The organism is Paenibacillus sp. LK1 (genome assembly GCF_002750415.1).
Lineage (GTDB): Bacteria > Bacillota > Bacilli > Paenibacillales > Paenibacillaceae > Paenibacillus > Paenibacillus taichungensis.
Genome location: NZ_PEII01000001.1, coordinates 275,282 through 301,447 on the forward strand (window position 1 = coordinate 275,282; position 26,166 = coordinate 301,447).

Consider the following 26,166-nt stretch of genomic DNA (forward strand, 5'->3'; position numbering starts at 1 on the left):
AATAAAAGTACGGGAACTCCATTTTAATCCCCATCAAAATAATTCATTACATGGCCTATACTTTACAATGGTAAGATGCTCCCACTCCTTATACAGCTGCTCTTTAGAGAGTATCTTCCATGGGTTGAATATCGTTTGCCCATCTTTATTGAAATATAGTTCTTCTCCCAGATGATATGCTGCATGTTGAATGATCCCATTCTCATCTGTCCATAGGACAACGTCCCCATGATGTAGTTCGTCAGTTAATAACTCCTCGTAATCATACTGTTTTAATTTCTCTAGAAACGTTTTTTGATGTACCCATTCATAGATAAACCACTCCTGTTTCCCTTTGGAGATTGCAAACAAGACAGCTGCGAGGCAATTTGCACCTTGGGAACTAGCAAACGAATTGGCATATGGTTTTAGAAAATCAGGTAGCGACTCAAGTGGCTTCTCACATTCCCCTTTATCCCACCATTCGTAAACCAATGTCGTAAGTATCTGTTCTTTACAAGATTTGTCTAGATTTTCCCACATGAAGCGCTGAAGGATAACGTGCCCATCAATCACATAGCTTGCAGGTATTTCCGCCAAATCATGTACAAATTTAACAGGGAAAACATGCCCTCTACCACTGTCCACTTGTGCATTTAATCAAAATCGTTTCTGTTCTTCGGGAATCGCTTCTATCCATTCTTTATCCGCAATGATTACATAATCATCGTTCTTAATATTCCAGTACTCATAACCGTTCACATAATTCACTTGCCTATATGTGCTGTGGTTATAGAACTCCTCTTTTGGCATTAAAAGTACATCGGTAAAGTCAAATTCATAATCAAGATGTTCTTTTGATAGGAAAAACAAATCTTTTTCCGGTACATAACAATCCATCCATGAAAGTAAAACTTTTTTACCCGGTTTAATTTTCAATATGTATTCCTCCGCGTTGGATTTGAATTTTATATTTCCACTTTATTTCTCACTACTCCGTAGTAAATCAGATCCTCATACCAGTCTTCTTTCTTGACATGATCCACCAGTACTCCTTCTTTTATCATGCCAATCTTCTGTATAACTTGTCCGGATGCCGGGTTAGAAGCAAAGTGTCGCGCATATACCTTATGATATTTTTTCACATCAAAAGCGAAGTCTAACATGGCTTTAGCTGCTTCCGTTGCATAACCTTTTCCCCAAAACGGCTGACCTACCCAATAAGATAACTCACCGTTATCGTAACGTTGTTGATTAGATAATGCTATTGCCCCGTACAAATCACCTGTTTCCCTATTACAAATAGCAAATTCATATAATTTATCTGCATTAAAATTTTCGTTATGTTGCTCTATCCAAGACACTGCACAATCTAATGTATATGGGTAGGGTAATGTGAGTGTGCTCTTATAAATGTTGTAGTCATTACATAATCTAGTAACGGTATCAGCATCTGCTTGCGTAAATAATCTTAACAGCAGCCTTTCTGTGGTCATCGTTTTAGTGAGATCGTTGTACACCATACTATTACCGCCTTTTACATGAAAATGGATCATTGTACCTTCATAATGACCGATTTCTATTTATTTCAATTTCATTTTATATATCACTTCACCATCCTGATTTTCCAATTCCTGATTAATAAATCCTATCTTCTCATATAAGGCTCTTGCACGTGCATTACTTTTTTCTACGGTTAGTGAGATGATTTGACATTGTGGATGCTTTTCCTGAATACTTTCCAGTATCATATAAAGTGATTGATTCCCTAATCCTTTTCCTTGATAGTCCTTATCTATTTGAAATCCTCCAATCCAATAATTATCCGTACTTGCTGGTGTGTAGGATAAATAGAAAAAACCGAAAGCTTTATCGCCTTCACGCAAAAGATATGGATCAAAAGCTGCATCCCACGGCTTCACGTAGGCATATGCTAAAGATTCGATGACCGTCGGTACAAGATTTACTTGCGTTTCAAGTAAAGATATCGCGATCGCCTCTTCCCAATTCGTTTTATCGATTGGTTCTATAGTAATTGGGTTCATTCAAATATCCCTTTCGTTTGCCGAATTATATTCGTTGGAGTAGATTAATGAGTTACTTGAGTCCTTATTGTTTAGCTATGATTTCAACTGTATCGATTACGTTATATTTTTTAAAATCATTTAAAATAGTCTGTGGTAAATAGTCATATAACTCTGATCGGGTTGCCCACATATACTCGCTATGTTCTTCTGAAAGTATCACTCGGTCATCTATTGCTCTGCACAAATATGTCAGTAATACGATCTGTCTATGCGGATCCGTAAAAAAAGTAGTAGCAAATAGTAACTTCTCAACACTCACTTTAAGCCCAGCTTCTTCTTTCACTTCACGAGCCAAAGCTTCTTCTAATTCTTCTCCAAAATCGATCTTTCCACCAACGGTTTCCCAGCTCCCAGCGGCAACTTCATCTGCACCTGAACGTTTTAATATCAATACCCTGCCTTTATTTTCAATGACTCCCTTAACCACAACAACGATGTTGTTTTTCAAGATACCTTCACCCATATGTTATTCAGAGAACTCAACTAAAATGGGATGAGTGCTCTCATCCAATGCTTTGTGAATTCTCTCCTTGAAATTCCCCCAGGTTATCATTTCATCGGCTTGTTCTAATGCAAAGAAACCAACCTCATCACTTTCAATACTTGTAGTTAGAGTTCCTCCAATCGGTTTTCCAGTGAATATATTGTTACATACTCCCCGCGTAGTATTCTGATATAGGCCACAAAACTTAATAAGTTCAATATCAATGCCAGTCTCTTCCTTCACCTCTCGAATAGCAGCTTGTGTGATGGTCTCACCTTCTTCCACACAGCCTTGAGGCATTTCCCAGCCTCTCCGTCCCTTCATAAGTAAGATTTCATCGTTCTCATTAAGGACAATCACACTTGCAGACACAATAAATTTCATTTAAAGTCCTCCTTTTTTATGTTTTAGATTCAATACATCCAATTAAAAATAATAAGCTCCCTTTAATCAAAAGGTCCTCTGCATTCAATTAGCAATAATAAAGTGCAATCCGTAAACCACAGTTCTTAACTCCCTTCCCTTCGAACCGTTCCAAATGAAATCTTCATGCTGGCTGCATAAGTCAACCAAGATTCATTATCAAATATTTTGGAAAATGTTAATTCCGCTTCATACTGCGCCTTTGCTTCATTTTGGGTTAAGCCCCGAGTTGATAATCGTTTGGTTACCTCTACTGAATTGCCAGGATCTTGTCCTATACCATCTTCTTTAATTGAGTGATAGAGAATGTTTTTTGTGGTAGAGTCCATGTTTTGATCTAGAAAGTTGACCTTATCACTCATTCTACATTCCACATTCGTTAATCCTAATTGACTCATTAATATGGGCAATCGCATTCCAATATTTCCATCTTTACCTGTACGTATATGATCTTTTTCAAATAATCTCTGTAAAACGCCTAGTTTAATGATTTCACTTTGTTCAACGCCCTCCACATGATAGTTCGCCATATTTCCAATCCAATGAGGTTCAAAACAAATGATTCTTCCACCCTCCAGCACACTTTCAATCATCCTTTGGAGTATTTTCACAGAGTCATCCATATGTAATAAAAAAGCATGACTCAATGCAATGTCATACTTCCTCTCCAATACAACGTCTTCTATATCACAAGTAATAAATTCTGTATCATAAGGAAGTTGGGAGAAAATCGTCTTAGCTTCATTGATTAAAATTTCACCCTTATCTACTCCAGTGTAGGTTGACCCTTTTGGTAAAAAAGGCAGCAGTTTAAGACCCAAATAACCAAACCCACACCCATAATCGATAACGCTTACAGGTTTATCTATCTTCCAAACAAATTGCATTAAAAATTGAAGGTAATCGTCATTGTAGTACAGCCATCTCGTATTTTTAAGGTATTCAATTTTATTATCCCAATAATATTCAGACATTCGATTATGCTCCTTATAGTTTTTTTTGTAGCAATACTTCTTCCGTTCTGGCATAGTTTGATTTTTCGTATGTCTTTATAGCCCTTTCATTACTTTGGCCTGTCAGAATTTTTACACTGGTAACACCTCTTGCTTTGAGTTCCTCCTCTATAAAAGCAATTAGCAACGTAGCTAATCCTCTTCTCCGGACAACTTCGGCAATATACATTTCTGTGATTTCTCCCTGGAGTGCACGATAACAAAAAGATTTAAAATATTGAGCACAAGCGAATCCAACTGCCTGATCGTCAATCACAGCTAGAGCAATCAACTCATTAGATAAAGCAAGGCTATCTATTACTTCTTCTACGGATGTACCTACGCCATTAAAAGCATCATTGAGCTTAAGAAGGTCCTCTGCATCATTTTCGTTCGCCCAACGTATATGAATGTTCTCTTCTTTCATTACGTGACCTCCAATAATAACAGTGTACAGAAATTAATGATCCGGATAGGTTTCTTTCAAGAACTTGATGGATTGGTTGATCAACGCTTGTAATACATCTAGATTGATATCTGCAACTTTATTGACGTATACACATGCTTTTCCTGTCGTATGTTTTCCAAAGTCTTTTAACAGATTCTCTCGCTCTGCATCACCTGTCGCAAAATACAAACTGATTTTTGCTTTTCGAGGAGAAAAGCCCACCAGGGGTGCGTCACCTTCATGACCAGATTCATATTTATAATGATAGGAGCCGAATCCAATAATACTCGGTCCCCACATCTTTGCTGTATACCCTGTTGTTTCAGTGAAAATATCTAATAGCTGATACGCGTCTTCACGTTTTTTGGGACTATCAACACTTTCAATAAATTCAATGACGCTGTTGTCTGTTTCTTTTGTTTTAAGTTTATACATTGATAAAATCTCCCTTCATGTCTTCCGTTGCTTTAACGCAGGGAACAGACTTAATATCAGACCAACAATCAGAAACAATATCCATTGTTCGTAACTAATGATTAGAATCAGTTCCCAAAAACTTGCCGGCCCGGAGTTTGGTTCATCATTGTATGGATGGTCAAAAATAGCTGTTAGTACTCCTAGGGCTGTGAAAACGATTCCAATGATCAAAGAAAGAAAATAAACAGCTCTCTTCAATGCCATCAAGCCCTCAAATAATCAGGAAGTCTTATCATGAAGCGTTCACTATTTCTATTAAATTGATATTGTTCATATAATTCATGTGCATCCAATGTTCCGAGTAACCCCATTAAATCTTTAAAGCGATCCGATTGTGTAATCACTTCAATTAGTTTCTTACCAAGTCCTTGGCCCCTATATTCCTCATGAATAAAAACATCACAAAGCCAATACATTGTCGCATCATCTGTGACAACCCTTGCAAAACCAACTTGAATTGCCTCTTTATATATCCCAAAACATATTGAAGAATGGATGGACTTTTCAATTTTTTCATCGGATCTCTTATTGGCCCAATAGCTTCTAGATAAGAAACCCTTTACCGCATGGATGTCCATAAGTTCTTTGTTATCACTGATAAGATATTCTCCATATATAAAATCCATTCAATCCCAGCTCCTCTCAAAATCCATGATGATTCAAGTAATACTTAATTCCGGCACGATCAACATCAGAAAAATCTAATGGATTCTCCATAAATAATTTATTTAGTTTCTTAATGTCAATCCATTGAATATCTATTGTTTCGTCACCAGCTTCTAGCAAATCTCCACTTGCCTTACATCTAAAATAATATCCAACAGAATCAATTGGTCCCTTAATGGTTTGATAAGCAGCGAATGGTCTAAGACATTCCACTTCAAATTCAGGATTAATTCCAGTTGTATCAATTCTTGTTTCAGTACCTTCAATTTCATAAACATCTAATCCGGTTTCTTCTTTAACCTCTCTTACCAGAGCTTGGATCAACGATTCAAACGGTTCAATTCTACCTCCAGGAAGTTCAAACTGAAAAGAGGAATCTATCTTTGTTCTTCTTTGTATAACGACTTCGATAGCTTCATTATTAATTCTTTCAATGATAGCTCTAGAGTTAACATAGAACATCCAAATCAGTCCTTTATAAGGTTTTTCGAAATGAACAATTCAGTTACTTCAACTTCTTTCCTAAAAACAAAGCAACTCTATGGTCTTTGAAAATATATCCACCTGATCTATCAATAGAATTTTTGATTCTATTTAACAAATTGTTTCTGTCCGGTTCAGACAGTTGTCTATGCTTTGAATTGGTATTAAGCAAAGAAATATAATCGCTGCTTGTATATGAAAGGATTTGGCTATATTCTTTGACTTCTATTCTTTTAAAATTACCTGTTCCTTCAGTGATCGCTTTTCTTTCATTTATGGTTTCTTCAGGTGTTTGTAATGTTGAATCGTCCAAATGTGGTGCAAACTCTTTATAGTGAGATCGTATTTCATTATGGATTTCATCGTACATTGGCACATGAATGGTCCAGAAGAAACCAATTGCACCTGAATCCTCAAGTAACTCCCATACCCTTCGATAACCAAACTGAGGATCAATAAAATGAAATGCAGTACCCGAAACTGCTAATTTAAAAGGACTACCTTCACCGTCCCACTCTTCGAACGATGTATTGATCACTTTAAGAGATGTATAGGATTTGAATTTTTCTTCAGTGAGCTGGGCTAATTTGTCCCCCAATTCAATACATGTAATATTTTTATATTCTCTATTAACTAATCCACTTGTTGCTTGTCCAGTTCCGCAACCGATTTCAAGGATTTTATCTTCTTTTCCTGCATTTGAATAATTAAAAATATCGTCAAACATTTCATCTGGATAGGTGGGTCTATATTTTTCATATTCACTAGCAATACAATTAAACGTCTCTTTACTCTCCACTGGTCATACTCCCTTTATTATGATTTTGGTTATTTCCAATAACGTTTCTGTATCTATGAACCCTAAAAAGGGGTCTCAATTGAGATGCTTCTCCAATCTCCATCCCTCAGATCAAACTTCCGTCAGGACCAAAGCTTGAATATTACGTTATACAATTTTGTTAGCCTTCACGCGCATCGATATAGTCTTTGATTTTTTCTTGATTACCTAAATCATGCATTTTTCATAAATCACAATCGTCATCTTGTCGTTAATTTGTTTCGTATCTCCCTTCTGTCTATATCCTAATTTCTCATAAAGGTAACAATTCCTCTGCTCTTCTGAGATTGTAGCCAACTCCCATATTCTCGCATCGCTATACCTATCTTCTATCATTGAAAATACTTTTTGCGCAATCCCTCTCCCTTGGTAGTCGGGTAAAATAAATACAGGGCTTACTCGATAGTTTTTATTCTCCTTTTTTACTATTCTAATGGCCCCCACAGGAATATTTGCTTCTCTTATTAGGTAATAATCTGTATAGCTTTGATTTATTCGATCTTCTATTTTTTCTACCGTTTGATTTGCTGGGCTTGTTTCATAGTCTTTATATTTATTTAAAAGAGGCATGAATGCTTTTATTTGCATTTCGTGAATAATTGAAGCTTCTTTAAGTCCTGCTTTGGATAATGAGATTTCCATTTCATATCATCCTCCGTTATTAAAGCAATTTAGTGTTTTGCTTCTATGTTAGTTCCCAACATTACCACGTATAATATGCGGTTTCGTTCTTCTTGAATGCATTCTAAATCTCTAACTTCATTAGTATAGTTATTATTTTTTGTTCATCTAAATTCGTTATTCGCATATCGATGGGTTCAAATCCTTGCTTGTGATAAAATGCTAGTCCTCTTGAATTCGTGCTATGACATGATAATAATAAGTGTTTAACTTTATAAATCGATTTTGCCTTCATTATCATCGTTTCCAACAAATAATTAGCAGCACCTTTTCCTCTAAAATCCTTCGATACAATAAAGTTGCCCAACCAACATACATCATCTTTATAGTCATATAAATTGGCATAAGCTACAGCTTGACCTGACTCCTCATTAACAATAACTGTTGGTTCGTATCGATTCTTAAGAAGCTTTAATATCTGATCTGGTGTTAAAGGATATTTAAACAGGGGACTAATATAAAACAATTCTTCCTTTGACTGAGGAAAAGAACTTATACTTTTTAAGTCTTCATTCATTAGAAATCTATAAGAATAGATAGGTCCCATCTCCTTTTTAGGTCAGACATTTGTTATTACATTCTGTTAATATCAATCGTATTGCCAAATCAGCTGTCCTCTCCTTGTTTTGGCTGCATATATGATTTGACCCGTGTGATAGTGAATTTCTCTTACCATTGCGATCATTAGATTCAAAACCGTTGTTTCATTTTTTACTTGACTGAATGTGAGAGGGGGACGATTAATGAAAGGTTGAGACAACAACAAATTTGGGTTGAAACTGAGGTGTTCGAGATATTGAATGATAATATCGAATGATTCCTTGGTCATGTTATAGGCTTCTTCTATCGACATTTTAAGTCCTGATTCAAATTCCTTATCCCTGTCTCTTGAATCAGCAATATCATAAAATATCGTTTCAATTCTTGAGTGAACACAACCTCTTATATGTGCAACGAGATTTGCAATACTATTACTTTCTTGATTTGGTGACCAGGTGATATCTTCTTCTGATAATTGTGAGATCGCTTGGAGAATCCATTTTCTTTCAGATATAAATTTCACTAACATACTTTGAATTACTTCTAATTCAATTTCCATGAGCACACTCCAGTCTATAATTTTTCAGCTAATCTACTAAACAACCGAAAAAGTATTTCCTTTAATTCATTACATCCTTGCGCTGATTTCCTATAATGTTGTTGTTCAGCAAACGGATCAATTGCAACTACTGCCAATTAGTTCTTCTAATACTCCTCGAACTCCTGCCAGACCTGGATGTGCAAATCCCTGATATGGGACTATTTTGTTATAAGTAGCTACTACTATCTTCAGGATTTAATTATGTGTCCGCTCATCTAACCATCTCTTAGATTCTTCTAACATGCTTAAAGTAATTTGATGATTTACTTTGGAGTACTCAACAAATTGCACTGAATTATTTAGATTATTGTTCTGTTCAATGACCTTCATAAAATACTTCTGACTATCAATTGGAATAGTTGTATCTTCTGTTCCATGTAAAATAAGCATCGCTTTATTCTTCATATTTCCTGTTAATTTAGCCGGATCTAGCTTTAGGATTGTATTCTTATCCATAGAAGTCCAAGGTGTCCTTCCATCTCTTTCACAAATGAGTTCTTCAAACCTTTCCCAAGCGCATGAACCGTTCATTATTATTGCAGATTTGATACTTATGTTATTTGCATAAACACCTGCCGCTGCAAAACCGCCAGTAGAATTACCCACAACTCCCACTATCTTGTCATATAAGGTTAATTCAGAAATAAGATCTCCAGCCTCTTCAACTGTCTGAATGACTACATTCCAAAAATATTTTTGTATTTCTTTAGGATCAAAATAGTTAAGCTCCCCTCTGGTACCGTGATATGGAATTTCAGGTATGATAACCGTGTATCCCCAATCAGAAATCAACGAACCAAAGAAAATGTAATCCTTAATGTTTGAAACCCATCCATGATATAAAATGAGTATCCCTTTAGATTGACAGTTAGGCTTAATCCATATACAAGGAATCCGCGCAATTAATTGTTCATAATAACTATCCATTAGCTCTCCATTATTCTTTATGTAATTATATATTGAAGAAATCGCAAAGTTTAAGCGACTCAGTTCTTCACATATTTTCTACGGCCTTAAACAATATTCAATTTTTCCACCAATCGGTTTTGCTAAAAATAATGTATTCACGATTAAACCATATACATTCTGAAATATTCCAATGTAATAAGATGTCATGCACCAAATTCAGCCTTCTTTCTTTATTCTTAGAATCATGACTTTCGGGAAATGTTTTAAAGCGTTTGCATTTTTTCACATTGGATCATTGGATTTTCGATTTCACGAGACATCCCTTATTCTTCATCAATATAATTTAAAACGTTATTTAAATACTTCTCTATAGGTTGTGACGAATCAACACGCAAACATTGAATATCATTAGGTCTCTTACTTTCATTAACATTATTTTCAAACTCTTCTTCAGATGTATCCGAAATCTGACTTATCATCCGTTCTCGATTTTGTAATCTTTTACTTATTTCCTGATAGTCATTCAGGTAACATTCAACGTACTTATATTTAGCATTATACTTTTTACTTAATGACGAACCTCTTTCAATCATCTCAGGATAAAAGCATGGACTATCGAATATTACGTCATAGCTTTGGGAAAGATAAAACTCTATCAGGGCCCAATCAATATTATATGAAGTCATACCTAAAACTTTTAATTCTAAATTACTATCCCCAATGGATTTTAATATGGAAGACTTTGAGATATCATGATCAATAATTATGGCACCCGTAATTTTAGCGATCCTTCTTGAAAGAGTCGACTTACCGGAACCAGGAAATCCCGACATTTGAAGAAAAAACATCTATGAAACCACCTTTCCCTTGGAGATTTCCAATTCATATTTAACTTGCGTTTTACTATGCCCTTCTATGGTTTCGATCATTTCTTCTATTTCTTTAAATCCACTTTTCTCATAAAATGCTCTTCCTATATAATTCTCTTTCCCTACCCAGGCAAACAGATTATTTATTGGCTTTAAATCTCGAGTGAATCTCTGAATAAATTCTTTTCCTATTCCCATTTTGTGATATTCAGGTCGTATATAGATTCTTAGTAATTCGTGTTCTTCTTCTTTCACTTGTCTTGTTTGAGCATATCCAACGACTTTGTCATTGAATTCAGCTATTAAAAAACTCCGTTGGGCACTTTGAAGATCTCTCTCGACAGATCGACTTAAATTCTCATCTGAATATGCTCTACTTAGAAAATTTTGTATGTAGCCTTCGGAGTATATGCCTTTATAAGTATAATTCCATGTTTCTTGAGCTATGGATTGAATGTGTGGGATATCCTTATTTGAAACAAATCTAATTGTAATCATCTGGTTATCCTTCTTTCTTAGTTGTTAATGACCTTTATAGTCTTTCTTAAGAAATGCATAAATGGCATTATCAACAAATCGATTCTTCCAATAATAATTTTCCTTCAATATTCCTTCTTCTCTGAAGCCGATTTTCTCAAGAACCTTTCTTGACCCCAAATTCGATGGTTCTACAAATGCTTCAATTCGGTTTAACCCAAGATTATTGAAGCCATATTCAATTACCTTTTCAACCACCTCGGTCATAAAACCTTGATGCCAATATTCTGGTGATAGTTCATATCCAATGACAGCCTTATAATGATTTTTCATCCAGCCATGAAAGCCACATGTTCCGATGACTTTGTTTTCCGACTTCAAAGTGATTCCCCAACGAATGGCTTGTCCTGTTTCATATCTTTCATTCCATCTTTGAATTAATTCTTCTGCTTGCTTGATGTTTGTAAAACTCTCCACATCATAAAACCTCGTAACTTCATCCAATGAAAAACATTGAAATATATCTTTGGAATCATTCTTTGTTAGCTCTCTTAATACAAGTCTTTTTGTTTCTAACTTGGGAAACTGCGACATTTTAATTCTCCTTAATGGTTTAAGTTGTTTCACTCAGCATCTCTAGGATTCAAATAAAAATAAATCTATAGAAACTGGGATCTTTCATGTCCCTTTAATCAGGAAATTATATGCACTAATCGCTAACCATATTATTACATATATGAAGTAAATCAAGCAAAAAAAAACAGATGGTATCTCATCTGCCCTGAAATATGGAGAAAGCCATGCAGCTGATTTAAAATCCCCTCCATGCTCTTGATCTTAATTTTCCTCGACTGCCAATCTCCAGTCATTACATCGTATGGTAGTCCCAATAGGGTATTCAAAATCACACTCGCCAATATACGAAAAGCCCAGCTTGCGACAAATGGCATTTGAAGCGGGATTCTTGGTTTTAGGAAAAGCGTGAATGAATTTATGTTTCTTCTTTTCAGAACGGATAGAAGCTATGGCTTTTGCTGTTGCTTCTGTCGCTATTCCTCTACCTTGATATTCCGATAAAACACTCCAACCTATCTCGAAAATAGATTCTTCTTTCAACGACTGATCCCAATACCCTACACTACCCACGACTTCAAGATGCGGGAGCAAGAGAATCTTAAACATTTTCCCTGTTCCATTTTGGGCGATTTCATAATAGCGCTTATGGCGAGCTAGTATTTTCTCCTCAGTCTCTGGTCCTCCGAAGTGTACTGTCATCTCAGGCGAATTTAATTGGCGAAGCAAATCTAAATCTCCTTCGTCCCATAGTTCAATTCTTACCTCTGGCGAATTCCTTTGTTCCATCTCATTCACCTCACTGTTTTTATTTGTACCAAATTTAGAGGAAGAGACTTACTATTCTCAGTTCAATTATATCAGAACATATATTCTTATTCAGTAAAAATTTATCATTATCTTTTAAATGGAATGCCTGATATCTTTTAAGCCAAGTTCACGGTTTATAGATCTTCTATGTACTTACAGACCAAATCTCCAAATGTTTTGATATCCTCAAGATAGTCGTACCCTAACGGATTTTGTCCAGTCTGATTATACATTCTTACCGCAACAGTTTTACACTTAGGAATGACAAGACAGGCACATCCAGTGGCGCCCAGAGACTGGAAAGAACCGTGTGGAAGTTTATGACCTAATTCTGTAAAAGACCGCGGTTCATCTTGCACAAACCAAAAAAAACCGTTTCTCGGCAATTGTTGTTCCAGATCAGGAGGACTAATTATAGTGGTTGTCTGCTCAAATATTTCTTTAGGAAGTATCTGATTCCCGTTTATAGCTCCCTTATTCAAATGCAGATAACCCCAATATGCCAGTTCCTTTGTGCTCATAAATAAGTTGGCCTGGTTACCTTGATCGTCCTTATATTGTTCATTAAGCCATACTAATTTTTCATTATTTTCCTTCCTCCATCCTGTTTGGTTAAAGCCCATAGGTGAGAATAAACGCTCTTCGAGTAATTGTGATACAGGGATTTTATATAACTCAATTAGCAGATTAACACCAGTATTATTGTACTTCCAGTCGATTCCTTGAAGAAACAATCTATTATGCAGATCACCTAAACCATGAGTGTGGGTTAACAAATGTCGTATTGTTATATGCCTTAGTACTTCCCTATCTAACTCATTCAAGTAGTCCACAACAAGATCATCTATACTTCTGACCTTACCTTCATGTAATGCAAGACTAATAGCAAATCCTAAAAATGTTTTTCGAACTGAAGCCACATTAAATTGTGATTCCTCATCAACTAATCGACTATGTTTAGAATTGTCATGTACTCCTGAGTACCATTCATTCACGATACGATCATTATGAATAATATATGTCGCAGCAGCGGTAGCAGATATTTTATTCTTTACCTGTAAGACATAATCATTCAGTTCAATGAATGCTTTATTATTTAATATTTTCAGGTTAAACAATGAAAGGTGCACCTTCTTCACTATGTTTATTGTTGTTGTTTATTGTTGTTGTTTATTGTTGTTGTTTATTGTTGTTTTTTTCTTCATGAAATTTTCAAGTTCTTCCCTTGTCTTTGGGTGTAATATTATACTTTCAGATGTCATCATTCTTTCTGGTAAATTAGTTTCTTTAACTTTACGCCCCCATTTTCTTGAGAAAGCCCGCCAGTCACATACCATTTCTATCAAATATTTCTTTGGCATTGGTAAGGCTTCTCTAGTATTTTTATTTACTATCCAATACTCCCAGTGGTGTTTATTATGATTTTGATGGTGTAGCCACGCATTCTTCCATCTCAGCTCGGTATCCTCGTCCTTCTGATTTGAATAGAATTTACGTGCATAAGGAAAAAATTCGTGAGGAGAGAATTTAGACATGTCATGGATTATCCCTTGAAGATATAATCCTTCTTTCCAACATTCGATAAGAACGTTTAATTTATGATCCAAAACATAAAGAAAATACCGCCAATATACTAGGAGTATAGCGACCATCTCCTTCGGCTTTATAGTTTCTTACTCAATTTCAAACAATAGGTATATATTTCCCGTCAAAATGAAATTGATAGCTGTCGTCTATACGTATATATCCGTAAATACAATGTTCTCTATTCCTGTAAACAACGCTGGAGAAGTTTTTATTGTCTTTGTTACCTTCTGCAACCAATAACCGGTTTCCCTCACATGCCAAAACAATTCCAATATGATCATGAGAATTATCGGATAGAAGCTTTTCAAAAATGACAATATCACCACGCTTTGGTTTAAAACCCTGGTATCCATCTTGATATAAAAAATTTGTTTCAGGTAGCTGAGCCCAATCTAACCAGGCGCCAACCCCAGCTAATCGATAACTGTGATTCGGGTATCGAATAGGGAGTATGATGCCAGCCTTCATGCAGCAATGATAAACGAATGCGGCACACCAATTTGCTTCCAGAACTTTATAGATATCCGAGTCAGGCCAGTACTTGCATATTTCCCGAAAGTTTTCATCCTCCGGACTCCCCATAACTTCTTGAATCGCAAGCGCTTCCGCAATTTCAGCCAATCTAAAACGTCTATTTTTAGTTCTTTTGTTTATCGTTCCTCTGTTACTCTTGCACTTCACCTCTACCTGTTCTATCGGAATCCCTATGGGAAATGAATGGCAACTAACAGTTAGATAAGTAAAAATTGAGATGTAGTATTAGTCCAATGCTTACATGCTAAACTCTTTTCAATATCATTTAATTGTTCATTCTTTTTTAGTTTTACACTTATATCTAAAAGTCTCATTCCAGTAATTACATGATGATGGTTGGAATCTTTGGCATACCTTTTACCCATATTCTTAGAAATCTCTGATAGATACTTTTTAGTTGTAGGACTTAAATCATTGATATCTAGAGTAGCTATCTCTTCTGCATTATTCTTTAGGAAATTATAACTGGCCATTTTCTTACTGCGACTATTCTGAGTCCATTGGAGATAAAGAACAAGTAGTAAGATAGAATAACTGGAATAAGATAAAATAACATTAAGCTTCTCCTTTTCTTTTTTTGTTTGCTAATAAAATTTTGCTCCTTAGTTTAAACGAAACCACACGGTAGTTACTATTATAAAAGGTTTTATCTTCAATCATCCTATTCCTCAATAGACTGAATGGGGCCAACAAACAGCACACGCTTGATTTATAGTATATGTTTAGAAAAGAATTTAATTTCTTCTGTAATCAATATATTTTCTTTCAAAGAAACAAATTCTCCGTTATCATAACGCAAATTATATGATGCACCAGTATGATTGAATGCAACACACACAACTTGATCCCTTGCACCCGTTTCTTCAAACGTATAGTCGTGTACAACTTCAATTGCATGAATGTTACTAAAACTTTGAAAGCCGCCATTGGATAACTCTTTTATTCTCTCTACGAGTTGCTTACAACTTTTCCTTTCTAACTCTTCAAAACTCATGACCGACATTCGATTCAGCTCCCTTATTTTGGTGTGTCATCAACTGAATTTTGTGAAACACAATGATGTATTCATTCAAATGTATTCTGATTTTCAGTAGACGCAATTTCTACCTGTCTGAAATTCATATTTTTTTAAATAATAACTCCATGGAGTATGGAAAATAAAACTAATTAATACGGAGAACTAAAAATATTTAAATGCACTGAGTTTCCCATAGATATCCCAACCTAATAAACTGACATTAGCAATTATCATAATTTTCTTAAATTGGTCAACTGGATCGTACTCAACATAGGGTTCATCCATAAACTTCTCTATGAATCCCATTACAAATTTGGGGGTACACAACGCAATGGATGTGACAATACCAGCAGATACACTTATTAAAAGGTAGATTAAAGCTACCTTTGCTTTATCTTCTAATTGCTTCGTTTTTTTTAGGGAATCATCTGTATCCTCAGCACCACTTTGCATCTCATTTGTATTATTATTTCCAATCATCTTCTGTAGAGACTCAATTACTTTCTCTGCAGCCTGAGTCATTGTTGATTCTTGAGAGGATTTACCAAAATCCTTTGTTAAATGACTGAATTCTATAGTAGACCAAGTGGAAATAGACAAATTCACGAAAAAAATGAAAATTAAATAAATTAATGCTACTTTTACTGACCAGTGACTATTTCTCATATGTTATCATTATCCCCTTAACCCTTTCAGCGGCGAAGAAGGAGTTGATTGACTACTAGTCTTCTTCATCGTCTTCTTTTTCCTCTCGTAACATCGCCTCATAGTCCTTTTTATTCCCTTTTTGTTGAATACGCTCTTCAACCTCTGCTTCCATTTCTTCCACACTAATGTGTTCTTCATTTGCAAAATCTGATTCTCTTTGTTCCTTCATGCGTTCGTATTCTGCTTCTAGTTCATCAATATAGCTCTCGTCATAGTCTGGATCAGGCTGCTCTTGAAAATCATCTTCATGAACTAATGGATTAGTTGCATCAATCACTTCAACTTCATCCAGTTCAATATAAGGCGAGTCAATATCAATTAATTTATTTTGATCGTTATGCTGACCAGAAAAAATATCGATAAATATCATCGCATCTATCTGACACTCTATTTTAGTAGGGAGATTTATAGAAGGCTCTTTAGCACCCATGTAAAAACTATGATCCGCATATACAGTGAAATTTACCTTACAGTTAATGGTAACCTCCTCATCTTCGATATCATACGTAAAATTACTTATGACAATATCTTCAATTACATCCACTTCAATATTGTTCGAATCATATAAAACACTTTCTATCTCCGTCAGTTTCTCTTCGAGTTCTCCATGAATATTCTGATTGATATATATTTCTACTTGCTCAGCTATTTCCGATTTTTGGCTATCAACTTTCTCCGATAGTTCCTTAGTACTCCTGCTAATAAATAGTTTGCTCATTTTAATGAAATCTTTAAAGTGAATGACAAACACTTCGGCTTTACAAGCTTCCGCCTCTTTACGGAGTTCTTCTCGTACTTCTAAGATCACATTATCTCTTAGCCTGAACCAATCCTCTTTTTTTTCTGCTGTAACAAATAAAACCGGTCTGTTTTCCTGATTAGACTTATTTAACAATTCTTTCCAGACTATTAAATCCCCATATTTATTTCCATTCTTCTTAGCGTCCTTGTACCCTGGTGGAATACACTTCTCGTATCTTATGATACCCTCTTGTTCAATTGCTAAGATCTCATCATCATTAAATCCAAGGCTAGTTTTAGAGCAAAGTGACTTCTGGAATATTTGTACTAGTTTTGACTGAAGGAATTCTCTGTTCTCTTTGGTAGAAGAAGCTACGTTCAATTTAAAATTACTGATCACATCATACAAAACTTTATTTATATCAATTTCGGCAATCAATTCTGATAACAAATCATGTCCTTGTTCATCTAGATTTTGTTGTAGAGATTGAAACTTTGCATTTATAGCTGTAATCGTTTTATCAAACTCTCTATCAAAGTCATTTAACTTACGAAGAGAACCCTTAATCTCACCGGTGTAATTGAATTGGGGAGCCATCTCAACATTAGCAACTTGAGAAGTAATCCATATACGATCCTCAACAAAAAGTAGCGTATCCATTACATATTTGGCGTATGGTGCATGACACTCCTGTAAAAAAAGCAACACCGATGTATCAACAGATATGAGAGCACTTTTCCAAAGCCTCTTGAAATCTTCTTCACTTAAATAATTCATCCGTCTTCCTCCGTTTATGTATTCTGCTTATAGTTTGTATTCACCAGATAAATCTAAAAGTACGTTAAATAACAGAGGGAATTCAGAATTATGTCTCCTCTTCTTTATCCAATCCGACTCTCTCGACATGTTGAAGCGTCCGCACCAGCACGGACGCTTCTTCACCTTTCATCCTTAAGTCGTAAACTTTTTTAATTGAGTTATAATTTCTTATCTTGAATAATCCGATGCGTTCATTGAGCCTCTTTTGACATTAATAGCATAAATTGCTTCTGGTGTCCTTAGAAATACATTTAGGATAGCATCGCTATATGTTCCCGTGGACGAAATGGAAAAGTGACCCGATGAATCTATCTGCACTGGAATTTTCTCCAGCAACTTCCCAGTTTGCACGTTATCCAGGTGTTGATCGATCTGGATCTCCAATTGCTTGCTTGCCTGATCCGTGAATTTCCCTTCCACCAAGAGCCTGCCGTCCGTGCCGAATTCAACAATCAACGTTTTGCTACCAAGTGCCGGTTTAATATACACTTCCGGAAATAGATGTTCAGCTTGCTTTTCCTCGGAAGTGACCGATTTCGGCGCGCCAACCAATTGCTTCATATTGGACTGCAAATGCATCAAGATCACCGCTGCCTGTGCCCGAGTCACGATATCGTTGGAACCGAACATACTACTCTGATTTCCTTGGGTTCCACGCATGTAATTATGAGCCAGTACGTAGTTCAGTGCATAAGGAAAATCGAAATTCACACCGTCCATCGATGCGATCAGGCCAGCTGTGCGATAACGGTTCATTGGTTTATCCCGGAATTCACTTTTGCCCGGACCTGAACTAAACAGCAACAGATTGCGAGCCTTAGCCACGTTGTAGGCACCTTCCGCCCAGTGTTTCTTTTTCTTGGAAGCGTAGGATTCGTCATCAATTTTATAGGTGCGTAGCAACATGATGAGGAACTGCGCTTCACTCACAGAATCATCTGGCCGGAATTTACCGTTTGCGTCCGCTCCAACGATACCTGAACGAAGGGCCCACTCAATTGCTGATTGGTCGGCACGTCCTGCGATATCTTTAATCTTCGCCGGATCAGTTGATGGATAACTCTTGCTCTTGAGGCGTTCGAATACTCGTACCGGTACTGTTCCCTGCACCTCACCTGAGCTGAGCGTTACCTTGTAACTGCCAGGCTTAACACCTTCGAGTACACCATCCGGGGAGACCTTCAGGCTCGTAGGGGAACTGCTAGAGTATGTAATCGCCGTTTTTGGCGTTGCGAATGTCCCGTCGTCGTAAGAGGCCGTGATCTGCATCGGCAACTTACTTCCTGAATTCAACACCAATTCGTCGTATTGCGCAGTTAAACCCTTCATCGTGTTCCCTTTTCCCGTCGTAAACGACCAGGTTTTGCTTCGTCGCTGCGACTCCTTATACAGCGTATAATCAAACTTCACTGTATAGACGCTGTACCCGTCCAGCACATCCTTGGGATAGAAGAACACCGTATTACCATGCAGTTCGCTGTAATATGGAACATCTTTTCCTTGCGCATCCAAAATGCTGGCTTCGAACGAATCAATGGCGAAGCCAGCTGAAGCGGAGATGATGCCACCCGAATGTTCAACACCGAAGGCGACAAGAGGATTCGGGTTCTCGAATCCATAGAAACCAACGTCCGCTCCTTTCATTCCGTCGTACGGATATACTCTGGCTTCCGTACTATCCCTCTGTAACTTCATAGAGGCTGGGTTCATGACAGCAGTACCATTCTGCAATCCAATGCCGACCGATGTATAATCCTCATCCAATATAATCTGGCGATGATAAGCGGTGCTTAGCCAGCCATCGATCGCTTGGCGTGTTGTTGCCATATTAAAAGCCATGACTTCAGCAACCATTGTATTTGGCCATCCAGCTGCCTTTCCCCGGTCTCCTGCTCTCACTCCCGTAAATCCTGGTGTGCCTGGCCCCTCCTCATGAGCCGTCCTTCCTTTGAACTGAGTGGTATTGTAATACGCTGCGTGTGCATGAGACGCCTGAGACAATCTCGCGTCAAGCTCCAAGGGGCCAACACCTACCTTCGCCCGAATTTCGTTCAGATACGCCAATCCGTCGAGTTGATCCTGAGTAAAACCTCCTTGCGAGACGTTCGCAGTTGTGGCCGCCGATGCGTGTTCTGCTGGATAAGTCGGTACGAACGTCAGGGCCATGACCGCGGAGAGCAGACAGGTTGCCAAGCTGCAGCCTGATCTCCGGGTTATTAATTGATTAGAACTGTTATTCTTGCTGTGATTGCTTGATCTCATTGTGTTATTCCCCTCATCTTCATCTTTTTTCGCATTGCACTTAACGATTTGCGTTCTTATCTGGATTCTCAGCCTTAACAAAAAAGCTTAGGACAGGTTGGAGTCCGATTTTCCCCATTCTATTATTTAATTTCATTGATTCCTCACATATCGTGATTATGTATAGCATCGAACAGAGAATCTATCTCTGTGCATATATCCTTCAATACCTCGTATGCAGGCAAGCCTAGCTGCGTTTGAAAAGATGGGTGAGCTTGCATGTTTCTAATCTGTCTTATGTTGTGAAATCTAGACTTCTGTTCGCGATCAATAATGTTCCTCTTTGACAATCTATCTATCAGAGACGAAAGCGGCAAACGAGTGCTTCCAGAGTAATTTGATCCATAGATCTTCTCATGAACATGGGCAATGGTAGCTTCAAAAGCTTTAAACGCTTGATCCATCGATAGCGTTAGAAAGCTCCAGTACAAATAACCATAAGCAAATAAAGCTTTAGATACTTCGATCATTTCTTTAATCTATGAAATAACTTCCTCTTTAAGTTTAAGTTCGTTGATCAATTCTATCAGGTAGATCTCCGTAATTTTTTGAACTTCTCCTGTTTGAGGATCTTGGCTACCAAAGTAGTTAAATGGTTCATCAGCATTATAATAGTTCTCACTTGAAATTTGTTTCATTTATCTCCCCCCTCTAATCTAATAGTAACTTGCCTTACATTCGATATAATATTTATTATTAGTAACTAATCAGTTTCCACTTAAATGTTAAGTCTAGATCGGCAACAATACTAATGCACTCATAGTCACATAAATATTAGTTGAAATTAATAGGAGTGAATATACTTTGACAGTACCAACCGACATCTCTCTTTCTATATCTCATAGTCACATTGCTGCAGAATGGGATACCAAGAAAAATAAAAGGATCTCACGAACGATGTAACTGCAGATTCTCATCGTAGAGCTTGGTGGGTATGTAAGTTTGGCCACGAAGAGTTTAACCCGGTACGAATCAGAGTTCGCGATGCCGGCTGCGCTAAGTGTAAAAGCTCACGTTGGAAAAAAGAAATGGAACTGAGACGAATTGAACGATCAGAAATGAAAGGTTCTTTCACAGATTTAGAGCATCATCCAGAAAAGAAACTTAAAGAGATATTAAAAATTGACTACACTGTTGAAGAAACTCTTGAAGAACTTGTTAATCCAAAAGTAGAAGCAAGGATATACAATAGCCTTAAGCGAAGGGATATCAATACGGTTGAACAAATTCTAGAATTAAACTACGATCAACTCTGCCGTATAAGAAACCTAGGTGAAGGATCTATAAAAAAGTTATATAGGATATTAAAAGAGAACAGCGAGAAAAATGATAAATAAGAATACAAAATAGAGACCCTTTTACACAAGGTTGTTAGATAGGAGTGCAAAAAACACCTTACAAATATTCAATAAAGTTGATTAACCCCAATTCCAGGATGTCCAATATTACAGTATCCTGGACACACTTCGTAAAAATGAGTTATACGATTTAATAAAATGTTGTTCATGAGCAAAATTCACTTACAAACTACTTCTTCAATCATATCCCATGAAACACTAATCTCTTTATCCTTAACAGTTTCATAAAATTCTGGAACTAATTTCGAAGGGCCATATTCTGAATGAATAATGCGCCCTTTTATACAATCCACTTCAACTTTAGCTACGGATATCCTAACCTTACAATGAGTTGGAGGATTATCAACTGATCGTCCTGTATGTAAGTAACATTGTATTGTATCTCCTGGTTTAACAACTTGTTTTAAACGATCATGTGAAATTATGACTTTTACCATGCTTTAGTCTCCTTCAAATTTATTTGGTGATGTAATAGCCCCACTACTCTCCTTGACTCTCCAGAGGCTTGCTTAACAAATTATACATTTAATCTAACAATCCAAAATTTAGATTTACAATTATTTCTTCTAATTTAATGCTCTCAGCATTACAAAAATGTTTTAACGCAATCCAGAATTTCGATTCTATTATTACAACCGGTGTGTTAATTTCTTCATCGTTCTCTGCTTTACTAATGAAGTGGTATTTAAAAGCAGATCGTAATGTTCCTTAATAGCTTTTGAACCTAAGCCTGTAACCTTTTGTAACTCGTGAATTATTACTCGAGGCCGATCCCAAGAATTAGGCCCAGAACGATTGATCATAATTGAGAAGATCTTACGTGTATTAAGTGGTAGCTTTCTTAGTTCATCTACCCAATGGTTAATTTCATCACTGAGTTTCTTTAATTGACTAGCATCATATTCCCAATTTAGACAGTCGCTAATACGCTTGCAGGATGATGTATATGAATAATCTTGGAAGGTTGTTAAATCACTAATTGAATTTTCTAATTTAGAAACAATATCCGAAAATTTTTTTTCGTGATTCTTTTTCATCTCTCGAAGAACGTTAACAGTATAAATTTGTACATTATCAGTCTTTTTGTGGCAAGCATGACACATTAACATCAAGTTTGAAAACGCTCTTCGATCATTATTACTATGTATTGGATTGAAGCGTTGCCCCCCTTCTTTAGCAGCTTCAATATGGCAAATTTCGCCTATGAAATTACCATCAGCATCAATCATAAGATGGGAACATCCAGGGAAGGCACACTGGTTACCTGATTTAAGATACAACTCCCTCAATACATCCTTAGTCGGTGTCAGCCTTTTTACTGTTTCTTTCGTTATCGGAACCATTCTCAACATTTAATTCACCTCCCTATTAGTCTTTCGAAAATATAATGTCATTTACTCATTACTTTTTTTACATACTTCTCTGCATTGAAATCCTTACAAACTTCGTGCATTGTAGTTGAATTTGTTTCTGACCAGGATTCAAGTATCCTTCTAGGTTCCGCTTCAACTATTTTACGAGCTGTAAAGGTATCACCGGATCTGAAGGCCTCGATAATGTTAGATAAGTCCGTACGATCAATTAGTTTCACGTAATTGATACCAGCTAGCGTTTCGCATGAATCTGTGAATCTGGTTGTTGCGATAACAATTGCTTTTTTAGCCTTATAGTATCTCATACAAGAGAAGACTTCTTGAACAGCGCTAATCCCTACTGGATTTTCTACTGCATATCTTTTGGCTTGAATGACATTTCTAACTCCATCCGGGTCAGTAAAGACTACATCAGCTCCAAAGTCACGACTACCTATCGTCTTATAGACACCGGAATAGCCTAGTTCAATTAATAATCTGTACAAGTACATTTCAAAACCGGAGCCATCTTCCATTCTATCAATATCTTCTAATGTAATATCTTTAAGTTCATAATTCTCAATATCCAAAACAGCTTTAATCTTCGGTTTTCTCCATAAAATTATAATTAATGAAGTCAATACGATACTCACGACGACGAAGATTATAATTAGAATATAGTTCATAAGGTCTACCTCCAGATGAATTCTAGTAATATAATACCATATATTACAAGCATATACGCACAAATACTATGCAAAGAGGCAGTCTCTTGTTTAGACTGCCCCGCTTAGTTTACTGCTAATATCTTGATCACTCATTTTTCTATTCGAATGTTTTTCTGAACATCACCAAAGTTTCTTTCATATCAATCAAAACATTCGTGTACTCGTTATCATGCCAATATACCTCAAGACGAAAAGGCCCCTTTTCTTGGATAACATACGTTAACTCTATCTCCTGCCAATCTGTTACTTCAATCTGCTGAGTTTCGGCACATAATTTCGCAGTGTCAAGCATTTGCCAAATTGCCAAATTAAAGTTCCTTGGAATTTTAGGATCTTCTGATGCAACCCTAGCTTTGAAATTTATCTCTGTCCCAGCTGGGAAATGAGATGTAGTATCATAAAAAACGCTAGGATTTTGGTGACCACCAGATGGTTCATGTGCCATAATTACCTGATCTTCCGGTCGAACATAATGCTCATTACACCTATACCCTAAAGTATTCTGTTCGGTTTCATAGGAGAACCCCTTCTCAATACTGATGCCGGACAACCAAGCTGCCAACGTATCATAAACATCTGGCCAATCCCACATGCATAATCCTTACATAATAGTTTTTGTAAAATTTGGCTGTAGATCCTGGACCAGTGTCACAAAAGGCTCGAGCTTTCCATGAAGTTTTCCAGTGGTCTCCTGCTTTAAGTATATTGGTTGCCGTTTCAGCAAGCTGGTTATGCATCAAAAGTATCTTCGAAAAACCTCCTGTTATTTGAATTATGTATTTTTCTTGTGTTTTTTTTAATTCATTTGATAGTTCTAAGTTCCCGATATACTAAATACTTCTTGAGCTAGATTCTTCATTATAAGTATTAACATTTCGCTCCTATCAGGAGCATGTACACCTTGTTGTTCATAAAACTTACCTTCGCCTAGACCTAGACTTGAAAAGTGAACCTCTCCAGATATGCGACGGTTTTCAATATAAAATACTGACTCATGACTGTTACATGAAGTACAATCTATTCGATAGCCTTCTATTTCTATATCATTAAATGAATCTTCATTCCAGTCAAACCTAACATTGACCACAACTCTGATTTCGTACTTTAATATATCTGTTCTTATTAACAAACATGAGAGTTTTTCAGAATGTGATGTTACGAAAGGATCATTCTCTTGTTGTTTTTCACTCCTTTTTTTGTATAATGATTTTGCTTTTTGAGAGATATTATATAAAATTCTTGCCTGGGAAACTATCAAGTATTCATTCCTATTTTTTTCTTCTGGGATTGAAAGACCCGAGTTATTTGAAGATTCTAAAGGAATTTCTCTAGCGTTGAGAAGTTTCTCATTTACGTAACTTGTCGCTTTTTTTGAAGGGTTACTAGTTTCATTAGATTGATTATCAGTCAATTCAATATATTTTAATTTATCATTATTTTCCAACAGTGATTGATATTGATGTTCTTGATCTAACTTAATCTCTATCCCTGATTGGTTAAGCACAATTTCTGCCTGCTTAATTAAACTCACACTTTTCTCATAATCTGCAACCCAGTGCATCAACAGGCTACTGTTAAGTAGAGTAATCGATTTATCTTTCATACTTCGAAATACCTCCCCGGCTTGTTATAAAACGTTTTATATTTCGCATTTAAAATTGCAGGGTTTGCTACTCCTCCTTTAGGGATAAATAAAAAGTATTTTAGCAAGTTACTTTTCAGGTTAACTCTAGAAATTACTCCAAATCCTATTCCCTCATGATAATGATCGGCACACTCGTGCCAATAACTTTTCAGTTGATGTAACGCAGTTATAGGATACTTCTGACTGTCTCCCAAATGCGTTTTAACTTCCATAGGTAGACTGCTGGGAAAGGAAGAAAACGTTGATCTTGGTAAATCCCACAGTAAACTTAGCAAATGTGGAACTGTCTCAAATCTATAATCTGGACATTTAGTTGTTGATTTGAATCTTTGAAAAGGCATATTATAGATCGGAACTTTACAACATGCAGTAAGGGCAGGCATTGCTATTGCTTCTCCAATGTTACCAGATACTAAAGGAGCCTTTTTCTTAAGTCCAAGCATATTAAATCTACCCACAGGTTTTCCTGTATAAGTATTTCTGATTACTTCAAAGCCATTATTTGATCCATTTGTATATAAATTAAAGTGTCTTCCCAAAGAAAGTAGCATATTTTCACTATATAATGCACCAAACTGCCCAATCTCCCAATCTGAAAATTTACATTTAAAAGTGTTTCTTAAATTTGAATCACTTGCAAGATAAAATTCACAAGTAAATGTCGTCATAATTATACCTTCCCGTAACTTAAAATTTATTTACTGAGACCGACAGTTCTCAATATCCATCGTACTAGAGCTCAAATAATGAGAACATAACATGGGGAAAAATCAACAATATTTTCAAAATTAAACCTGATATTTCTGTTTATGTAATCCTTATTACCATCTTTTAATGTGTTTAAAATTAACTATGACTGTTTAAGAGAACTGGTGATTAATAATTTTCACATAGGATGGTTACTTGAAATTTATCCTCACATCCAAAAAATATATGAATTATATATTTCAACAAAAGCAGACAAAAACCTCTTATCTATTGTATGTTTCCGACAAAAATTTAATTCGAGGCAGTCTACATACCCTTTTAATAAGAAT

At 36.2% G+C, this 26,166-nt stretch carries 37 protein-coding genes and 1 pseudogene; 2 read left to right on the forward strand and 36 right to left on the reverse strand.

The window, feature by feature from the left end:
- Window positions 1-33: 33 nt before the first annotated feature.
- The 30 genes from CS562_RS01195 to CS562_RS32770 form a co-directional block, all read right to left on the reverse strand.
- Entirely contained in the window at window positions 34-627 is a 594-nt protein-coding gene (locus CS562_RS01195; RefSeq protein ID WP_125477220.1) for a hypothetical protein, read from the reverse strand.
- Between the two features lie 12 nt (window positions 628-639).
- Window positions 640-918 (reverse strand): hypothetical protein, encoded by a 279-nt coding sequence (locus tag CS562_RS01200; protein ID WP_099853036.1) that lies wholly within the window; start codon window positions 916-918, stop codon window positions 640-642.
- Window positions 919-947: 29 nt separating this feature from the next.
- Complete coding sequence (locus tag CS562_RS01205; protein ID WP_099853039.1) at window positions 948-1,502, reverse strand: GNAT family N-acetyltransferase; 555 nt, start codon at window positions 1,500-1,502, stop codon at window positions 948-950.
- A 60-nt stretch (window positions 1,503-1,562) separates the two neighbouring features.
- A complete protein-coding gene (locus tag CS562_RS01210) occupies window positions 1,563-2,024 on the reverse strand; it encodes a GNAT family N-acetyltransferase (protein ID WP_099853042.1) in 462 nt (153 codons plus the stop codon).
- Between the two features lie 64 nt (window positions 2,025-2,088).
- Window positions 2,089-2,514, reverse strand: a complete 426-nt coding sequence (locus tag CS562_RS01215; protein WP_099853045.1) for an NUDIX hydrolase — start codon at window positions 2,512-2,514, stop codon at window positions 2,089-2,091.
- 18 nt (window positions 2,515-2,532) lie between these two features.
- Window positions 2,533-2,934: an NUDIX hydrolase gene (locus CS562_RS01220; protein ID WP_099853047.1), complete on the reverse strand. Its 402-nt coding sequence runs from the start codon at window positions 2,932-2,934 to the stop codon at window positions 2,533-2,535.
- Between the two features lie 125 nt (window positions 2,935-3,059).
- Window positions 3,060-3,947 (reverse strand): class I SAM-dependent methyltransferase, encoded by an 888-nt coding sequence (locus tag CS562_RS01225; protein ID WP_099853049.1) that lies wholly within the window; start codon window positions 3,945-3,947, stop codon window positions 3,060-3,062.
- A gap of 13 nt (window positions 3,948-3,960) precedes the next feature.
- Window positions 3,961-4,392 (reverse strand): GNAT family N-acetyltransferase, encoded by a 432-nt coding sequence (locus CS562_RS01230; RefSeq protein WP_099853053.1) that lies wholly within the window; start codon window positions 4,390-4,392, stop codon window positions 3,961-3,963.
- A 33-nt stretch (window positions 4,393-4,425) separates the two neighbouring features.
- The gene (locus CS562_RS01235) at window positions 4,426-4,848 is read right to left on the reverse strand and encodes a DUF1801 domain-containing protein (protein WP_099853056.1); all 423 of its coding nucleotides are present in this window, start codon (window positions 4,846-4,848) and stop codon (window positions 4,426-4,428) included.
- A 245-nt stretch (window positions 4,849-5,093) separates the two neighbouring features.
- Window positions 5,094-5,516 carry a GNAT family N-acetyltransferase gene (locus CS562_RS01245; protein WP_076289621.1) on the reverse strand — a complete coding sequence of 141 codons (423 nt, stop codon included), beginning with the start codon at window positions 5,514-5,516 and terminating at the stop codon, window positions 5,094-5,096.
- 16 nt (window positions 5,517-5,532) lie between these two features.
- On the reverse strand, window positions 5,533-6,018 hold the full coding sequence (locus tag CS562_RS01250; protein WP_099853061.1) for an NUDIX hydrolase: 486 nt from the start codon (window positions 6,016-6,018) through the stop codon (window positions 5,533-5,535).
- A gap of 43 nt (window positions 6,019-6,061) precedes the next feature.
- Window positions 6,062-6,838: a class I SAM-dependent methyltransferase gene (locus CS562_RS01255; RefSeq protein WP_099853063.1), complete on the reverse strand. Its 777-nt coding sequence runs from the start codon at window positions 6,836-6,838 to the stop codon at window positions 6,062-6,064.
- Between the two features lie 207 nt (window positions 6,839-7,045).
- Entirely contained in the window at window positions 7,046-7,519 is a 474-nt protein-coding gene (locus CS562_RS01260; RefSeq protein WP_099853066.1) for a GNAT family N-acetyltransferase, read from the reverse strand.
- A 103-nt stretch (window positions 7,520-7,622) separates the two neighbouring features.
- On the reverse strand, window positions 7,623-8,075 hold the full coding sequence (locus CS562_RS01265; protein ID WP_257219290.1) for a GNAT family N-acetyltransferase: 453 nt from the start codon (window positions 8,073-8,075) through the stop codon (window positions 7,623-7,625).
- A 72-nt stretch (window positions 8,076-8,147) separates the two neighbouring features.
- The gene (locus CS562_RS01270) at window positions 8,148-8,657 is read right to left on the reverse strand and encodes a DUF1572 family protein (RefSeq protein WP_099853070.1); all 510 of its coding nucleotides are present in this window, start codon (window positions 8,655-8,657) and stop codon (window positions 8,148-8,150) included.
- Between the two features lie 237 nt (window positions 8,658-8,894).
- Window positions 8,895-9,626, reverse strand: coding sequence for an alpha/beta hydrolase family protein (locus CS562_RS01275; RefSeq protein ID WP_099853074.1), 732 nt, complete (start codon window positions 9,624-9,626; stop codon window positions 8,895-8,897).
- A 305-nt stretch (window positions 9,627-9,931) separates the two neighbouring features.
- Window positions 9,932-10,456 carry a P-loop nucleotide/nucleoside kinase family protein gene (locus CS562_RS01280; protein ID WP_076289615.1) on the reverse strand — a complete coding sequence of 175 codons (525 nt, stop codon included), beginning with the start codon at window positions 10,454-10,456 and terminating at the stop codon, window positions 9,932-9,934.
- Complete coding sequence (locus CS562_RS01285; protein WP_099853077.1) at window positions 10,457-10,975, reverse strand: GNAT family N-acetyltransferase; 519 nt, start codon at window positions 10,973-10,975, stop codon at window positions 10,457-10,459.
- A 24-nt stretch (window positions 10,976-10,999) separates the two neighbouring features.
- On the reverse strand, window positions 11,000-11,548 hold the full coding sequence (locus tag CS562_RS01290) for a GNAT family N-acetyltransferase (protein ID WP_099853078.1): 549 nt from the start codon (window positions 11,546-11,548) through the stop codon (window positions 11,000-11,002).
- A 243-nt stretch (window positions 11,549-11,791) separates the two neighbouring features.
- Window positions 11,792-12,316 (reverse strand): GNAT family N-acetyltransferase, encoded by a 525-nt coding sequence (locus tag CS562_RS01295; protein WP_099853081.1) that lies wholly within the window; start codon window positions 12,314-12,316, stop codon window positions 11,792-11,794.
- A 155-nt stretch (window positions 12,317-12,471) separates the two neighbouring features.
- Window positions 12,472-13,455 (reverse strand): serine hydrolase domain-containing protein, encoded by a 984-nt coding sequence (locus CS562_RS01300; protein ID WP_099853084.1) that lies wholly within the window; start codon window positions 13,453-13,455, stop codon window positions 12,472-12,474.
- Between the two features lie 39 nt (window positions 13,456-13,494).
- Window positions 13,495-13,989: a DUF5662 family protein gene (locus CS562_RS01305; RefSeq protein ID WP_099853087.1), complete on the reverse strand. Its 495-nt coding sequence runs from the start codon at window positions 13,987-13,989 to the stop codon at window positions 13,495-13,497.
- Window positions 13,990-14,020: 31 nt separating this feature from the next.
- Window positions 14,021-14,545 carry a CHAP domain-containing protein gene (locus tag CS562_RS01310; protein ID WP_257219291.1) on the reverse strand — a complete coding sequence of 175 codons (525 nt, stop codon included), beginning with the start codon at window positions 14,543-14,545 and terminating at the stop codon, window positions 14,021-14,023.
- Between the two features lie 110 nt (window positions 14,546-14,655).
- A complete protein-coding gene (locus CS562_RS01315) occupies window positions 14,656-14,931 on the reverse strand; it encodes a hypothetical protein (RefSeq protein ID WP_099853089.1) in 276 nt (91 codons plus the stop codon).
- Between the two features lie 236 nt (window positions 14,932-15,167).
- Entirely contained in the window at window positions 15,168-15,461 is a 294-nt protein-coding gene (locus CS562_RS01320; RefSeq protein WP_099853091.1) for a hypothetical protein, read from the reverse strand.
- A gap of 177 nt (window positions 15,462-15,638) precedes the next feature.
- A complete protein-coding gene (locus CS562_RS01325) occupies window positions 15,639-16,142 on the reverse strand; it encodes a hypothetical protein (protein ID WP_099853093.1) in 504 nt (167 codons plus the stop codon).
- A gap of 55 nt (window positions 16,143-16,197) precedes the next feature.
- Entirely contained in the window at window positions 16,198-17,703 is a 1,506-nt protein-coding gene (locus CS562_RS01330) for a PIN-like domain-containing protein (protein ID WP_099853096.1), read from the reverse strand.
- A 210-nt stretch (window positions 17,704-17,913) separates the two neighbouring features.
- Window positions 17,914-20,007: a CAP domain-containing protein gene (locus CS562_RS01335; protein ID WP_099853100.1), complete on the reverse strand. Its 2,094-nt coding sequence runs from the start codon at window positions 20,005-20,007 to the stop codon at window positions 17,914-17,916.
- 143 nt (window positions 20,008-20,150) lie between these two features.
- Window positions 20,151-20,516, reverse strand: coding sequence for a DUF4145 domain-containing protein (locus tag CS562_RS33765; protein WP_099853103.1), 366 nt, complete (start codon window positions 20,514-20,516; stop codon window positions 20,151-20,153).
- Between the two features lie 9 nt (window positions 20,517-20,525).
- Complete coding sequence (locus tag CS562_RS32770) at window positions 20,526-20,684, reverse strand: hypothetical protein (RefSeq protein WP_180286999.1); 159 nt, start codon at window positions 20,682-20,684, stop codon at window positions 20,526-20,528.
- A 267-nt stretch (window positions 20,685-20,951) separates the two neighbouring features.
- On the opposite strand from CS562_RS32770, the pseudogene CS562_RS33770 reads away from it, so the two are divergent.
- Both CS562_RS33770 and CS562_RS01345 read left to right on the forward strand, forming a co-directional pair.
- Window positions 20,952-21,044, forward strand: a pseudogene (locus CS562_RS33770) (hypothetical protein); the annotation flags it as partial.
- A gap of 30 nt (window positions 21,045-21,074) precedes the next feature.
- Window positions 21,075-21,383 carry a DNA-directed RNA polymerase subunit alpha C-terminal domain-containing protein gene (locus CS562_RS01345; RefSeq protein WP_099853105.1) on the forward strand — a complete coding sequence of 103 codons (309 nt, stop codon included), beginning with the start codon at window positions 21,075-21,077 and terminating at the stop codon, window positions 21,381-21,383.
- Between the two features lie 179 nt (window positions 21,384-21,562).
- On the opposite strand, the gene CS562_RS01350 is transcribed toward CS562_RS01345, so the two are convergent.
- From CS562_RS01350 to CS562_RS01375, 6 genes are all read right to left on the reverse strand, one after another.
- On the reverse strand, window positions 21,563-21,841 hold the full coding sequence (locus tag CS562_RS01350; protein WP_099853107.1) for a hypothetical protein: 279 nt from the start codon (window positions 21,839-21,841) through the stop codon (window positions 21,563-21,565).
- A 192-nt stretch (window positions 21,842-22,033) separates the two neighbouring features.
- Window positions 22,034-22,756: a hypothetical protein gene (locus CS562_RS01355; protein WP_099853109.1), complete on the reverse strand. Its 723-nt coding sequence runs from the start codon at window positions 22,754-22,756 to the stop codon at window positions 22,034-22,036.
- 38 nt (window positions 22,757-22,794) lie between these two features.
- Complete coding sequence (locus CS562_RS01360; RefSeq protein WP_099853112.1) at window positions 22,795-23,442, reverse strand: restriction endonuclease; 648 nt, start codon at window positions 23,440-23,442, stop codon at window positions 22,795-22,797.
- Window positions 23,443-23,581: 139 nt separating this feature from the next.
- The gene (locus CS562_RS01365) at window positions 23,582-24,076 is read right to left on the reverse strand and encodes a hypothetical protein (protein WP_099853116.1); all 495 of its coding nucleotides are present in this window, start codon (window positions 24,074-24,076) and stop codon (window positions 23,582-23,584) included.
- Between the two features lie 222 nt (window positions 24,077-24,298).
- Complete coding sequence (locus CS562_RS01370; protein WP_099853119.1) at window positions 24,299-25,087, reverse strand: hypothetical protein; 789 nt, start codon at window positions 25,085-25,087, stop codon at window positions 24,299-24,301.
- Window positions 25,084-25,797 (reverse strand): hypothetical protein, encoded by a 714-nt coding sequence (locus CS562_RS01375; protein WP_099853123.1) that lies wholly within the window; start codon window positions 25,795-25,797, stop codon window positions 25,084-25,086. The genes CS562_RS01370 and CS562_RS01375 overlap by 4 nt, the downstream gene beginning before the upstream one ends.
- Between the last annotated feature and the right edge of the window lie 369 nt (window positions 25,798-26,166).